At 72.2% G+C, this 12,752-nt stretch carries 11 protein-coding genes and 1 pseudogene; 7 read left to right on the top strand and 5 right to left on the bottom strand.

Annotation, left to right across the window (positions count from 1 at the left end; translation table 11 throughout):
• Positions 1-33 precede the first annotated feature (33 nt).
• Both WA616_RS17790 and WA616_RS17785 read right to left on the bottom strand, forming a co-directional pair.
• Positions 34-795, bottom strand: a complete 762-nt coding sequence (locus WA616_RS17790; protein WP_336031943.1) for a DUF3105 domain-containing protein — start codon at positions 793-795, stop codon at positions 34-36.
• Positions 796-1,468: 673 nt separating this feature from the next.
• Positions 1,469-2,491 carry a C40 family peptidase gene (locus WA616_RS17785; RefSeq protein ID WP_336031941.1) on the bottom strand — a complete coding sequence of 341 codons (1,023 nt, stop codon included), beginning with the start codon at positions 2,489-2,491 and terminating at the stop codon, positions 1,469-1,471.
• A gap of 644 nt (positions 2,492-3,135) precedes the next feature.
• On the opposite strand from WA616_RS17785, the gene WA616_RS17780 reads away from it, so the two are divergent.
• A complete protein-coding gene (locus tag WA616_RS17780; protein WP_336031940.1) occupies positions 3,136-3,714 on the top strand; it encodes a C40 family peptidase in 579 nt (192 codons plus the stop codon).
• A 433-nt stretch (positions 3,715-4,147) separates the two neighbouring features.
• Here the strand turns inward: WA616_RS17780 and ccsB are convergent, their stop codons facing one another.
• Positions 4,148-5,140, bottom strand: coding sequence for a c-type cytochrome biogenesis protein CcsB (ccsB, locus tag WA616_RS17775; RefSeq protein WP_336031939.1), 993 nt, complete (start codon positions 5,138-5,140; stop codon positions 4,148-4,150).
• Between the two features lie 486 nt (positions 5,141-5,626).
• On the opposite strand from ccsB, the gene resB reads away from it, so the two are divergent.
• The 4 genes from resB to WA616_RS17755 all read left to right on the top strand — a co-directional run bounded on the left by resB (position 5,627) and on the right by WA616_RS17755 (position 9,861).
• On the top strand, positions 5,627-7,240 hold the full coding sequence (gene resB, locus WA616_RS17770; protein ID WP_336031935.1) for a cytochrome c biogenesis protein ResB: 1,614 nt from the start codon (positions 5,627-5,629) through the stop codon (positions 7,238-7,240).
• A 253-nt stretch (positions 7,241-7,493) separates the two neighbouring features.
• Positions 7,494-7,967: a TlpA family protein disulfide reductase gene (locus WA616_RS17765; RefSeq protein ID WP_336031934.1), complete on the top strand. Its 474-nt coding sequence runs from the start codon at positions 7,494-7,496 to the stop codon at positions 7,965-7,967.
• Between the two features lie 63 nt (positions 7,968-8,030).
• On the top strand, positions 8,031-9,521 hold the full coding sequence (lnt, locus tag WA616_RS17760; protein WP_336031933.1) for an apolipoprotein N-acyltransferase: 1,491 nt from the start codon (positions 8,031-8,033) through the stop codon (positions 9,519-9,521).
• 16 nt (positions 9,522-9,537) lie between these two features.
• Positions 9,538-9,861: an ArsR/SmtB family transcription factor gene (locus WA616_RS17755; protein ID WP_336032323.1), complete on the top strand. Its 324-nt coding sequence runs from the start codon at positions 9,538-9,540 to the stop codon at positions 9,859-9,861.
• Between the two features lie 58 nt (positions 9,862-9,919).
• Here WA616_RS17755 and WA616_RS17750 read toward each other — a convergent pair whose 3' ends face one another.
• Both WA616_RS17750 and WA616_RS17745 read right to left on the bottom strand, forming a co-directional pair.
• Positions 9,920-10,885, bottom strand: coding sequence for a cation diffusion facilitator family transporter (locus WA616_RS17750; protein ID WP_336031932.1), 966 nt, complete (start codon positions 10,883-10,885; stop codon positions 9,920-9,922).
• A complete protein-coding gene (locus tag WA616_RS17745; protein ID WP_336031929.1) occupies positions 10,882-11,313 on the bottom strand; it encodes an ArsR/SmtB family transcription factor in 432 nt (143 codons plus the stop codon). Before WA616_RS17745 ends, WA616_RS17750 begins: the two co-directional genes overlap by 4 nt.
• Before the next feature lie 271 nt (positions 11,314-11,584).
• Between WA616_RS17745 and WA616_RS17740 the strand changes: the two genes are divergently transcribed.
• Both WA616_RS17740 and WA616_RS24545 read left to right on the top strand, forming a co-directional pair.
• Positions 11,585-12,037 (top strand): ArsR/SmtB family transcription factor, encoded by a 453-nt coding sequence (locus WA616_RS17740; protein ID WP_336031926.1) that lies wholly within the window; start codon positions 11,585-11,587, stop codon positions 12,035-12,037.
• A gap of 301 nt (positions 12,038-12,338) precedes the next feature.
• Positions 12,339-12,752: pseudogene (locus tag WA616_RS24545) on the top strand (cadmium-transporting ATPase); the annotation flags it as partial.

Here is a 12,752-nt window from a genome sequence, read left to right as displayed (position 1 = left end):
TGTCGGTGTAAGCGGCTGGTCACGGCGCCTCACTCACCCGCCGGCGCGGCTGGCGTCGCCGGCCACGAGTGGCGTGCTGATGAACGTGGGGTTCTCGCAGGTCGCCCCGGGTTCGGGAGTGCTGTCCGGATTGAAGGTCAGGAAGTCGACGGCCTGCCGGAGCCGCGGGTCGGTGGCCGAATCCACCGTCAGCTGGTTGTTCCACGACTGGAGGCTGATCGGGGCACCGAGTCCCGGGCGAGGCGACAGCATGAGCCCCGACGTGCCGTCGACGAGTTCGCTCAGCGTGGCGATGTCGTCCTGGGCCACCCGCTCGGGGTCGTAGGTGATCCACACGCCGCCGTGCTCGAGTGAGTGGACGGCGTTCTCGTTGCGGATGTCGACGGAGTACACGGTTCCGGTGCAGTCGGCCCACTCGCCGTCGTGGTCGCCCCCGACCGGAGGCGACTCCGAGTAGTCGACCGGAGTCGCCACGTGCCCCTGACCGTTGGGGTAGTCGTAGGTCTGGAGCCCCGTGATCTGCTCCGCCGTGGTCACCTTGTCGGCGTTCGCCCGGTTCACCGTCACGACCGCGTACCCGATGACGGCGACAGCGAAGACCGCTACGGCGAGCGCGGCGGCGATGAGGCCCCAGGGCCGGGGCTGCCGGGTGACGGCCTGCGCGGCCGGCCGGGTCCGCCGGCCCCCCGCGCCGCTCCTGCGCCCGGCTGGCCGCGATCCTGCCTTGGTCGCCCTGGCCCGGCTCGACCCGGCCCGGGCCCCGCGGTCCTTGTCGGTTGTCCGGTCGTTGGCCACAGGTCTCCTCGGGGGTGGGCGCGGAGCGGGAGGACGGGCAGACAGCCCTACTAAGGCCCTTAGTGTAGGTCGGCGATGTCCGCCCGCCGGGCCGCGGCACTGGGATGGGAAGGCGCGGCGGCGGAATCGGCAGCAGGTCGGCGAGTCCGCGAGAGAGAGCAAGGGCGCGACGACGGACCCCGCCGTGAAGGCCGGCCGGCCGCGGGCCCGGATCTCCTGCCTCCTCATCGGGGGACTCTGCACGCCCCGCCGTCTTCGATGCCGCGAGGATGCACCGTTGGACGAGTGGGACGAGTCGGTGCCGCCGCGGCGGCTGGCCCGGGCACTACACGGCCGCCTGGCGGGCAACCCGACGGCGTTGCTGCCGGACCGCGATCATCGCCGGCATCGCCGTTTCGGCCGCGACTCAGTCCCACATGAGCCGGCGCCGCCCGGTCGTGGCGGGCATCTTCGGCTGGCCCTCTGTCCCTGGAACGCCCGTGGTCGACCTACGACTCACCACACGGGCCCAGCTCGGTGCCTGCAGGCGCAGCGGCTCTGGAAGGTCGTACCCCCACCGCTGATCGGCGCAGGAGCCCGACAGAGGGGACCCGACGGCCTCTCGGCAAGCCCGGACGCCAGTCAATCGCAGGGGTAGCAGCGACGGCTGCGGCGCTCGCCCAGATCCTCACCGTCAGCCGACGATGCGGCGCCCGAACCGGTATCCAGCCTGATCGACAGTGGTGACGGCGACAGGCTGCCCGAATGTCCGGGCGTGCACCATCTGGCCGTTGCCGATGTAGAGACCGACGTGACTGATCGGGTCGTAGAAGAACACCAGGTCACCCGGCTGCAGTTCTGCGCGCGATACCTGCCGGCCCACGGTCGCCTGCGACCGGCTGGCGCGCGGCAGAGACACTCCGGCAGCCGCATACGCATAGGACGTCAGGCCGGAGCAGTCGAACCCATTCGGGCCCGATGCTCCCCAGACGTACGGGTCACCCACCTGGGCGAGGGCTGTCTCGATGGCCGTGGCAGACGCGCTGCCGGGCACGACCGGCAGCTCGGCGACCTTCGGCGCAGCCAGCGTCGGACCGGCGATCGCGGTCGTGACGGCGGCCTGCTCCTCCGCGGTGAGCCGCGCGAAGTCCGACTCGTACTGCTCGATCCGCCCCTGCACCTCAGCCTGCTGCGCCTGCAGCTGACCGAGCGCGGCCGCGGCGGTCGCGGCGGCCTCGGCCGCCTCAGCCTCGGCCCGCTCGGCCGCGTCCTGCACGAGGGCGACCTCGGCGATGACCGCGTTGGTGTGGTCGGCGATCGCGTCGAGCGTCGCCATCTGCTGGACGAGCTCGGTCGCGGAGTCACTGGTGAGGAAGGCCGCCACCCGCGACTGGTTCTCGGCCATGAACCCGCTCTGAGCGATGGCACGCAGCTGCGGCTCATAGGCGTCCAGCCTGCGCCGGGCGTCGGCTGCCTCGGCGGCAGCAACGCGCGCCGCCTCCTGATGGCGCGCGACGATCACCTCGGCCTCGTCGATCTGCGCGTCGATCGACGTGAGCTCCTGGGCTGCCTGCCGCACCTGCTCCATGGCCTCTGCGGCGGTCCCGGGCTCGGCGGAGGCGGCCGACGGCGACAGCAGTCCCCCGGCGATCAGAAGCGCACCGACGGCGAGGACCGCCCGCGGACGGCGTCGGGTGGTCGCGCGCAAGAGCTGCACCGGTGGCCTCCGTGAACCGCGCCGGGCCCAGGCAGGGGCCACGTTCCGTGCGCGTCGTGAACGGACGGTAGGGAGCAGATGTCGACAAGTAGGGCACGGCGCGCTCGGCACGGTGCACCGTGGCATCACCCGCCTCCCACGCGCCGCAGGAGCGCAGACCCGCCCCGTGCGTGAGCCCGCAACCCCGGGACGGGCTGTCGGACAACGAGCCATGCACGAGCCCCCGCCAGGCACGCAACCCCGCGCGCGGCACGGGATACCCGCCCGCGCAGCGAGCGGACGGCCGGGACGCTGCTCTGCAGCGTCAAGCCGCCGGATCGAGACCATGAGCTGGTCCCGCCGGGAGTTGGGCCTGGATCGGGGTCTGGATCGCTGATGATCCTGGTCCCGGGACGCATCCACGGCCCAGCTCGGCCGCGCCACGACGGACGGGAGCGGCGAGTCGGTCCGAAGGAAGCCCGGAGGCTCAGGACGAAGGTCCGCCAACCCTGCGGCGAGCCCCCCGGCGACCCGCATCGACGTTTACTACCTTTGCGAGTCGTGACGACACGACCCGGCCTGATGGGCCAGGCTTCTCCCGCCGACAGCTGCACCTCCCTCGACGCTGACACCGGCACCGGCCGGCTACGGCGGAGCTGCCACTGATGGACGGCCTTGCCCGGGTGCAGTCGCGCATCGCCGAGATCCAGGCGCAGCTTGCGCCGCTGGCGACACGACCTCGCACCACATCGACCGACTGGGCGTCCGCTGCGACCGCCGCCGGCTTGACCTCGGATGCTGCGCTGCCGTCCCCGAACGCCGGGAGTTCGGCTGCCGGTGCGAGTGGTCCGACGCTGCCGGTCGGCGGAACGGACGCCGGGTCCGCCGTCACGGCCAAGGCGCTCGAGTATCTCGGAGTGCCCTATCTCTGGGGCGGCACCGACCCGACCAAGGGTCTCGACTGCTCCGGATTCACCCAGTCGGTCTACAGGAGCCAAGGCATAGAGCTCCCCCGGGTCTCCTCACAGCAGGCGACGGCCGGACGAGCGGTCCCATCGATGACAGAGGCGCGCCCCGGGGATCTGCTGTTCTTCGACTATTCGCCGGAGCGGCCCGGCATCGACCACGTAGGCATATACATGGGCGACGGCAAGATGATCGCCGCGCCCCAACCGGGTGAGGTCGTGAAGATCCAGCCGGTGGGCAACCCCACCGTGATCCGACGCGTGCTTCCCGACGCCTAGCGAGGACAGCGGGGCTCCTTCGCCGAGAGCCAAGCCAGGTGTCGAGCCGCCCCACGGGCGCACGCCGTGAACCGCCGACTCGACGTGCGTTTCTCTTCATGAAGGGGCCGTCGTCTCCGGTTCGTCCCCGCATGCGGCTGTGCGGGCTTGGCGGCCGCGACTGGTGGCGCGCCAGGATGTCGACGCCCGTGAAGCGAGTCAGAGTGTTCGCGCCGAGCCCGTCACATGGCCGACCCGCGAGGCGCCGTGGGCGACAGTACCCTCCTCCGCCCGTCGCGAACAACGAGCCGGTCGGGCTGACGGGAGACCCGGCAAGTCAGGCGCCGTACGGTCACTCACAGTCAGAGGACGTCGCCGGACGGATCCGGCCCACCACTCTGAACGACCGTGATCTGAGATCAGACGGCGAGAGCCCGACCGGACCGGCGGTGTGTCAGTCCACTCCGCCGTAGGAATGCAGTCCCGTCGAGACGAGGTTCACGAAGAGGAGGTTGAAGACGAGGCTGGCGAAGGCCAACAGGTTGATCCAGGCCGCCGGCTTGCCGCGCCACCCGGCGGTGGTGCGCGCATGCAGGTAGACGGCGTAGAGCACCCAGGAGATGAAGGCCCAGGTCTCCTTGGGGTCCCAGCCCCAGAAGCGACCCCACGCACTCTCGGCCCAGATCGCCCCGGCGATGACGGCGAAGGTCCAGATCGGAAAGCCGAAGACGGCCGTGCGGTGCGCGACGCGGTCCAGCGCCGCCGCCGCGGGCAGCCGGACGGCGAGACCCGCCGAAGGCCGCGCGTCCGTCGGGATCCGCTGTTCATGGCGGATCTTGACCAGGTAGAGGGCGCTGGCCACACCGCTGACGATGAAGATCCCGAAGGAGATGATGGCCGCGGAGACGTGCACCGCGAGCCAGTCCGAGCGAAGCGCTGCGATCAGCGGACCGGCGGCGGCGTACAGGTAGAGACCGATCAGCACGAGGCCGAAGACCGCGAGGCCGAGGACGAAGGCGCCGATGCGGCGAACTCCGGGAACTCGGGTCGCCACCACGAGGTAAGCGATGACGCCGATGAGTACCGACGCCGTTCCGAACTCGTACATGTTGCCCCAGGGGACCCGCCCCGTGGCGGCGCTGCGGGCAACGAGCACCCCGGCGTGCAGCGCTGCACCCAGCGCTGTCAGGGCCAGACCGGCGAGACCCCACCGGCGGGTCGACGCGACGCGCTCCCCCACCGGCAACAGGTCCCCGACGTGCCGGGGCTCGTCGCCGGGGGGCGGGGCGCCGACGCGGGCGACGGTCGAGGCGCGCCGTTCGGCGCGCGGGGTGCCGTGCCGTCCGAAGGCCAGTTCGGCGCTGAACACCAGCACCGCCAGTGAGTAGACGGCGATGGTGGCGCTGAACAACGAGTCCGACAATGCCGACCACTCAGCGGGAGTCATGCGGGGCCCTTCCTTGCGGGAGGCGTTGGCTGTCGGGTTCTGACCGGGAGAGGCTGAACGCTGTGCGCCGGGGCGGTGCGGCGCTCTTCCTCACCGGAGCGGCGAACCGAGCCACCTCGCCGAGGTCGACGACCTTCCCGCACAATCAGCTCCTAGCCCGGATCGTAGATGCCGGCCCAATTGGACCTGGGATCGGGCTCGCGGCGATCCACGACATGACACGTAGGGCCTTTACCGTGCCCGGACGACGGCTGCAGTCAGGGCGGGAGCGCGAGGACCACGCCGCCCCGCCTACTAATGCGCCTCGTAGCCTATCGGGACGGCAGACGAACCCGACGCGGATCGAAGCCGCTTGCTCCTGGTCGTCAGTGATCCGCGGGCCGGCGCAAGGAGCAGGCCCCGTGGAGGAGCCGCCGTGAGTAGGCACTCGAAGACCCGGCCGTGTCCGACTGCGCCTGTCCACTGCCAAGCCGAAGCGAGGATGCCGTGACCGACCTGCAGACCCGCCCGGCACGGCCGCCGTCCACTCCCTCGCGAGGTGGACTGCTGCACCGGGGAGGGCGGTGGCTGCTGCGCCGCTGGCGGTGGTTGACCAGCATGCGGACGGCGGTGGTGCTGCTGTTCCTGCTGGCCCTGGCGGCTGTGCCGGGATCGCTGTTCCCGCAGCGGTCGCTGACCCCGAGCGCGGTGGCCGGGTTCTTCCGGGAGAACCCCGACCTGGCGCCGGTCCTGGACAGGCTCGGCATGTTCGACGTCTTCTCCAGCCCGTGGTTCTCGGCGATCTACCTCCTCCTGTTCATCTCCCTGATCGGCTGCCTCGTTCCGCGCTCCATCGAGCACGCACGGGCCCTGCGGGCCGACCCGCCGCCCGTGCCGCGCCATCTGCACCGGCTGCCCGATCACGCCACCGAGGAGGTGCCGCTGACCGCGGAGGCCGCGGCCGAGCGGCTGGAGGCCGACCTGCGGTCGGCGCGCTTCCGGGTGGCCCGGCGCGACACCGCCGCCGGCGTGGAGATCTCGGCCGAGCGCGGCCGGATGAAGGAGACCGGCAACCTCGTCTTCCACCTCTCGCTCCTGGCGCTGCTCGTCGCGCTGGCCGGCGGCAAGCTGTGGGGCTACGAGGGCAGCATCCTGGTCACCGAGGGCGACGGCTTCTGCAACTCCTTCCAGCAGTACGACCGCCACGTCGCCGGCGCGCTGGTCGACCCAGACACCCTCACGCCGCTCTGCTTCGACCTGGAGGACTTCCGCGCTACGTACGAGCTCAACGGCACGCCGGCGTCCTTCACCGCCGACATCGGCGTCCAGGCCGAACCGGGAGCCCCCACGGAGCAGACGACGATCGGGGTCAACGACCCCTTCCGCTCCGACGGCGACCGTCTGTACGTGACCGGGCACGGCTTCACCCCCCTGTTCACCGTGACCCTGCCGGACGGGCAGGTCTTCGAGCAGTTGTCGGCCCCGTTCCTACCCCGGGACAGCGCGACGTTCGCCAGCGAGGGCGTGGTGAAGCTGCCCGACCTCGGCGACGGCTCCGGTGACGGCTTCGCCCTGGAGGGCTTCTTCGCCCCCACCGGCCTGGTGCAGGGCGGCGTCCTCACCTCGGTGGACGCACGGCCCCTCAACCCGCAGGTCGCCGTCATCGGCTACCGCGGCTACCTGGGTCTGGACAGCGGCACCCCACAGTCGGTGTTCTCGCTGGACCAACGGCAGATCGACGTGGGAGCGCTGAACCGGATCGGCGAAGCCAACCTGAGCGTCGGGGAGAGTGCGACGTTCGAGGACGGCACGGTGGTCCGGTTCGACGGGTTCCGGGAGTTCGCGGCCCTGCAGGTCTCGCACGATCCGGGGCAGGTCGGCGTCCTCATCAGCGCGATCACCATGCTGCTCGGGCTCCTGGCGACCCTGCTGGTGCGCCGGGAACGGGTCTTCGCCCGGATCACCGGCACGCCGGTGCCGGGCTCCGGCGACGAGCGATCGACGACGGTGTCGCTGGCGGGACTCGCCCGCGGCGGCAGCGGCGACGTGCACGAACGACTCCGCGGACTCTCCACCAGCCTGCTCGGTGAGGGGCGGCTGACGCAACGCCACGACAGCTGACTCGCGAGGCGGCTCCGGTCGCCCGCGGATCCTCCCGTCCCCCGACTTCATAAGCTGAGCCGTGCCACCTCGCCCGCCGGTCCGCACCGGCCCTGCCCCGGCCGGCCGGACGAGCCCGCCGCCCCACCGCACGTCCACGGCCCGCCGATGGGCGGCCGCGATCGTCGTCGCGTTCACGGTGAGCAGCTGCGGAGCCGGCTCGCCGACCTCGGCCGGAAACACCGACGCGACTCCGGTCACCGTCCCCGCCGACGTGGCCAGCTGCGAGGCCTTCGCCGCCGACGGCGCCACGGTCGGCGGTGCGGCAGGGGTCCCGGCACTGCGCCTGCCCTGCCTGGTGGGGAGCCAGGAGGTGGCACTGGAGGACCTCGGCAGGCGCCCCGTCCTGGTGAATCTGTGGGCGAGCTGGTGCGCTCCCTGCCGCGAGGAGATGCCGTTGCTGCAGGAGGCCTACGAGCGCTATGGCGACCGGATCGGGTTCCTGGGGGTCAACACCCAGGACACCCGCCCGGCCGCGGTCTCGCTGCTCGCCGACCTGGGGGTCACCTACGCGCACGTGGTGGACGAGGACAAGGCGCTGCTGACCGAGCTGGCCGCCCCCGGGCTGCCGGTCACCCTCGCCGTTGCCGCCGACGGCCGCGTCGTGGACCGGCAGGTCGGGCCGGTGTCTACCGCTCGGCTCGAGGAGCTCGTGTCCCGGCTGGCGGCCGAGACCACCGCGCCGTGACCGGGACGCAGGAAAGGCCCCCGGTGGCCACCGGGCGCGCGGGCCCCGGCGCCCGCCCTCGGCGTGCGTGACCGGTGGCTGCCCGGCTGGCGGCGCCTGATCGCCGGTGTAGCCGCCGGTGCACTGCTGGCGGGCAGCATGCCCCCGCGGTCGGCGTGGTACCTGGCGCCGGCCGGTGCGGCCGTCCTCACCTGGGCCCTGCTGGGTCTGCGGTGGCGGCCGCGGCTGGTCCTGGGCGCAGTGGCCGGGCTTGGCTTCTTCGCGCCGACGCTGTCCTGGCTCACCGGCTTCCACCCGGCCGGCTTCGCCGCCGTCCTGGTGCTCGAGGTGACGTTGTTCGCCGCTGCGATGCTGCTGGTCGATCCGAGTCGGGAGCGCTGGTGGACGGTTCCGGTGGCGCTCGTGGCGCTGGAGGCCGTGCGCGCCCGATTCCCGTTCGGAGGATTTCCCCTCCCGGGGATCGCGCTGGGGCAGCTCGACGGCCCCTTCGCCGCGGCCGCGCCCCTCGGGGGCTCCCTGCTCGTCGTCGGGCTGACCACCGGTGCGGGAGCGGCGGTGACCGGGCTGTTCGTGGCTCGGCGGGTCCGCACGCTGGTGCTCGTCGCGGCTCTGGTCGCTGTCAGCGCGGCCGGCGTCGCCCTCGCCGCGCCGGACGGCGCACCGGCCGGCCAGCTGCGGACCGCCGTCGTGCAGGGCGGCGGGCCGCGCGGCATCCCCGCCGTCCGGGCCGACGAGCAAGCGGTCACCGAGCGGCTGTTCGACGTCAGCGCCGAGCTGCCCGCCAACCTGGATGTGGTCCTGTGGCCGGAAAGCAGCGTCGTCGTGACCGAGCCGGTGACCGACACCGCCGAGGCCGACCGGGTGGCGGCACTCGCCCGGCGCACCGAGGCCACGGTGGTCGCCGGGGTCACCGAGTCCGGGTCGACGACATTCCGGAATGTCGCGGTGGCCTGGGGACCGGACGGTCGCATCCTGGATCGTTACGAGAAGGTGCACCGGGTGCCGTTCGGCGAGTACATCCCCGCCCGCGGCCTCTTCGAGCGGCTCTCCGACATGACCGCCCTCGTTCCCCGGGACGCCGTCCCCGGCCGCGGCCCGGGGTTGCTGGACACGCCCGCCGGGCCGCTGGGCGTGGTCATCTCCTACGAGGTCTTCTTCTCCGACCGCGCCCGTGCCGCCGTCACCGCCGGCGGCCAGGTCCTGCTGGTACCGACCAACGCCGCCTCCTACACCACCGAGGAGGTGCCGGCCACCGAGGTCGCGGCCGCCCGGATGCGCGCACAGGAGATGGACCGCGCCGTCCTGCAGGCCGCGCCCACCGGCTACACCGCGATCGTCCTGCCCGACGGGCGCGTCGCCGCGCAGGGCGAGCTCGGCACGCCGGAGCTGCTGACCGCCGCCGTGCCGCTTCGTACGGGGCTGACTCCGTACGCCCGGACCGGCGACCTCCTGGTTCTGCTCGCTGTCGCGTCAGCCCTCATCGCCGGGCCGGCCATCCGCGCCCTACACCGGAGACGCCGCGCTCCCGACGCCTGCCGGCGAACATCTACGTGAAGGGGGCATCGTGAGCATGGTCGGGCAAGCGGCGGCGCTCGCGCGGTTGGGTCGTGCACTGGCCGATCCGACTCGGGTCCAGTTGCTCATGGCTCTCCGTGACGCACCGGGCTACCCCGCCGACCTGGCCGAGCGGCTCGCTATCACCCGGCAGAAGCTCTCCAACCACCTGACGGTTCTGCGCAGCAGCGGTCTGGTCACTTTCGTGCCCGAGGGCCGCCGGTCGCGCTACCGACTGGCAGTCCCCGCGGTTGCTGACGCCGTGGCAGCGTTGCTGGACACCCTCCTGGACCTGGACATCGGTCGGGGATCGTCGCCCAGCAGTCGCCTGGACCCATGATCCTCCATATACGCCCGGGCGTCCTCCCGCACTGCTGGGCGGTGCCGCTCGGCGTAGCTCAGAAGCCCACCGGTTCCTCGACGTGCTCGTCGGGCTCCAGCTGGATGGTCGGATGGGTCACGCCGTATCTGGTCATGAGGATGTCCCGTGTCTGGTCGAGGATCCCGTGCCAGTCGACGTCGACGTCGTCGACAACGACGTGCACGGTGGCGGCCTCCATGCCGCTGGTCAGCGTCCAGATGTGCAGGTCGTGCACCTCCTTGACGCCGGGGACGGCGGCCAATTCCCTCGTCGCGGCGGCGACGTCCACCCCGGGCGGCGCGACCTCCATGAGGATCCGCAGCGCCTGGCGCATCAGCTGCCAGGTTCGCGGCAGGATGAACAGCCCGATCACCACAGCGACGATCGCGTCGATGGAGCGGAACCCGGTCACGGTGATCACGATCGCGCCGACGATGACGCCGATGGAGCCGAGCATGTCGGAGAGCACCTCGAGATAGGCGCCCTTGAGGTTGAGGCTCTCCTTGGACCCGGCCATCAGCAGCCGGAACGAGATGATGTTGACGATCAGGCCGACACTGGCGACGACGAGCATCGGCACCCCGAGAACCTCCGGGGGCTCGCGGAAGCGCTGCACCGCCTCGTAGAGGACGTAGAACGCGACGCCGAAGAGCAGCAGACCGTTGATGACGGCGGCGAGCACCTCCAGCCGGTAGGTGCCGTAGGTCCGCCCGCCGGCGGCCGGCCGCTTGGCCAGCTGGATCGCCGCCAGCGCGAGTCCGAGGCCGAGCACGTCGGTGCCCATGTGCGCCGCGTCGCTGATCAGCGCCAGCGATCCGCTCACGATGCCGCCGACGACCTCGACCAGGGCGTAGGTGGCGGTCAGCCCGAACGCGATCGCCAGGGACTTCTGGTGCTCGGCTCCGGCGCTGCCGATCCGCGGCCCGTGGGCATGCCCGCCGCCATCGCCGTGGTCGTGGCCCTGCCCGCCGTCGTGGTCTCCGGCGTCGCCCCTGCGGCTCATCGTGCGCCCGCCTCGACAGGGACGGCGCCCAGCGGCGTGGCGTGGGCGTGGTGGGTCAGCGCGAGGTCGAGCAACATCCGCACGTGGGCGTCGGCCAGCCGGTAAAAGGCCCGCCGTCCACTGCGACGCACCGCCACCACGCGATGCGCGCGCAGGAGCCGCAGCGCGTGCGACACCCCGGACTCGCTCTGCCCGCAGGCCGCCGCCAGATCGCACACGCACATCTCCCCGTCCAACAGAGCCACCAGGAGCCGCAGCCGCCCTGCGTCCGCCAGCAACCCGAAGGTCGCCCCCAACTCTTCCACCACGGCAGGGTCTGGCAGGCCGGCTCGAACCTGATTCACGCGCTCGGCGTCGTGCCGATGCTCATGTCCGTCAAGGTCGTTCCCGCCGGCCACGCCGGCAGCGACATCTGAACGACTGCTCATATGTGAAAGCTAGCATGTAGTGCCCCACCGCACAGCTCGCAGGCCCACGACTCCAGTCGTCGCCCGACGCACCCCGGCCCGGGACATCCCTGCACACCCGCCGTGGGCATCGCCGGATCGATGCCCACGGCTGACGGAGGACGTCCAGGCCCGGCGCACCCACGCGCGCCGGAACGGGCCGCAGAGCGCCGTCGTCCCAACATCCGTTGTTGCGTTGTATGGTCGGAGATAGCTGGCGCCGCCGGCGCTGACCGGATGAGGAGTGCGACCCGTGAGCGCCGATCAGTGCGACCTGCTGTGTCTGGACCTGCAGCACGCCGAGGAAGTCCGCGAGGGCCTGCCCGAACTCGACGAGGCGCAGCTGCATGCCACCCGGTTCAAGGCGTTGGGCGACCCGGTACGGCTGCGGATCGCCACGGCGCTGCAGTCCGGGGACGAACTGTGTGTCTGCGATCTGGCCTGGGTCTGCGGCGCCAGTCAGAACCTGGTGTCCCACCACGTGCGGGTGCTGCGTTCGGCTGGACTGAGTGCTTCTCGCCGTGAAGGCAAGCTGGTCATGTACCGGCTGACCGCCGCCGGTCACCGCCTGCTGGCCGCCACCGACTTCATGACTGCTCGTGCGCTGACAAGCCCTGCCGGTGCCGAGGAGCCCGGGGCCCTGTCCGGTGACGTCGTTCGTTCCGGCGGCCGCCACGGCGGCACCATCGACCTGCAGGAGGCCTGACATGTCCGATCTGTGCTGTGGTGGGGACGACGACCGCCGTCCGGCCGACCGGACGGGCGGGAACACCGCGGTCCCCCTCCGCCTTCCGCTGAGCCCCGTCCCCGCCAGCGCGGCCGCCGTGTCCGAGGACGGCTGCGGAGACGGGTGCGCCTGCTGCGCCCCGACGGCCGCCGCCCCCCGGACGGCGTCAGCCGTCGGGGACGGATGCGGCGATCCCACCTGCTCCGCCCCCGTCCCTGCTGGCGAGGGCGAGGAGGAGCCAACCGCACTGTGGCGGTCGCGGTCCGCGCAGCTCGCCGGCGTGGCCGGGGTGCTGTGGCTCGCCTCGGAACTGCTCGGCTGGCTGGCCGAGGGCGACGTCGTCTCCACCTTTTCCACGATCCTGGCCGGCGGAGCGGTGCTGGCCGGCGGCGCGACGTTCGTGCCGGGCACCCTGCGGGCGCTGCGGCGCGGCAAGATCGGTGTCGGCACGCTGATGACCGTCGCCATGCTGGGCGCGATCGCGCTCGGTGCGTTCGGCGAGGCCGCGATGCTGGCCTTCCTGTTCTCCCTGGCCGAGGCCCTGGAGGACTACGCCGTGGCCCGCACCCGCCGCGGGCTGCGGGCGCTGCTGGACCTGGTGCCCGCCCGGGCGACGGTGCTGCGCGGCGGCGCCGAGGTGGAGGTCGACCCCGCAGAACTGGTTCCCGGCGACGTGCTGGTGGTCAAGCCCGGG

Source organism: Geodermatophilus sp. FMUSA9-8 (assembly GCF_037034165.1).
Taxonomy (GTDB): domain Bacteria; phylum Actinomycetota; class Actinomycetes; order Mycobacteriales; family Geodermatophilaceae; genus Geodermatophilus; species Geodermatophilus nigrescens.
The sequence above is the reverse complement of the archived record's forward strand: the minus strand, read 5'-3'. Positions and strand labels throughout refer to the sequence as shown.

Excerpts from the sequence above, each read along its gene's own strand:
- WA616_RS17780 (WP_336031940.1), top strand. The coding sequence starts at position 3,136 with ATGGACGGCCTTGCCCGGGTGCAGTCGCGCATCGCCGAGATCCAGGCG.
- WA616_RS17755 (WP_336032323.1), top strand. The coding sequence starts at position 9,538 with ATGGTCGGGCAAGCGGCGGCGCTCGCGCGGTTGGGTCGTGCACTGGCC.
- WA616_RS17745 (WP_336031929.1), bottom strand. The coding sequence starts at position 11,313 with ATGAGCAGTCGTTCAGATGTCGCTGCCGGCGTGGCCGGCGGGAACGAC.
- WA616_RS17750 (WP_336031932.1), bottom strand. The coding sequence starts at position 10,885 with ATGAGCCGCAGGGGCGACGCCGGAGACCACGACGGCGGGCAGGGCCAC.
- ccsB (WP_336031939.1), bottom strand. The coding sequence starts at position 5,140 with ATGACTCCCGCTGAGTGGTCGGCATTGTCGGACTCGTTGTTCAGCGCC.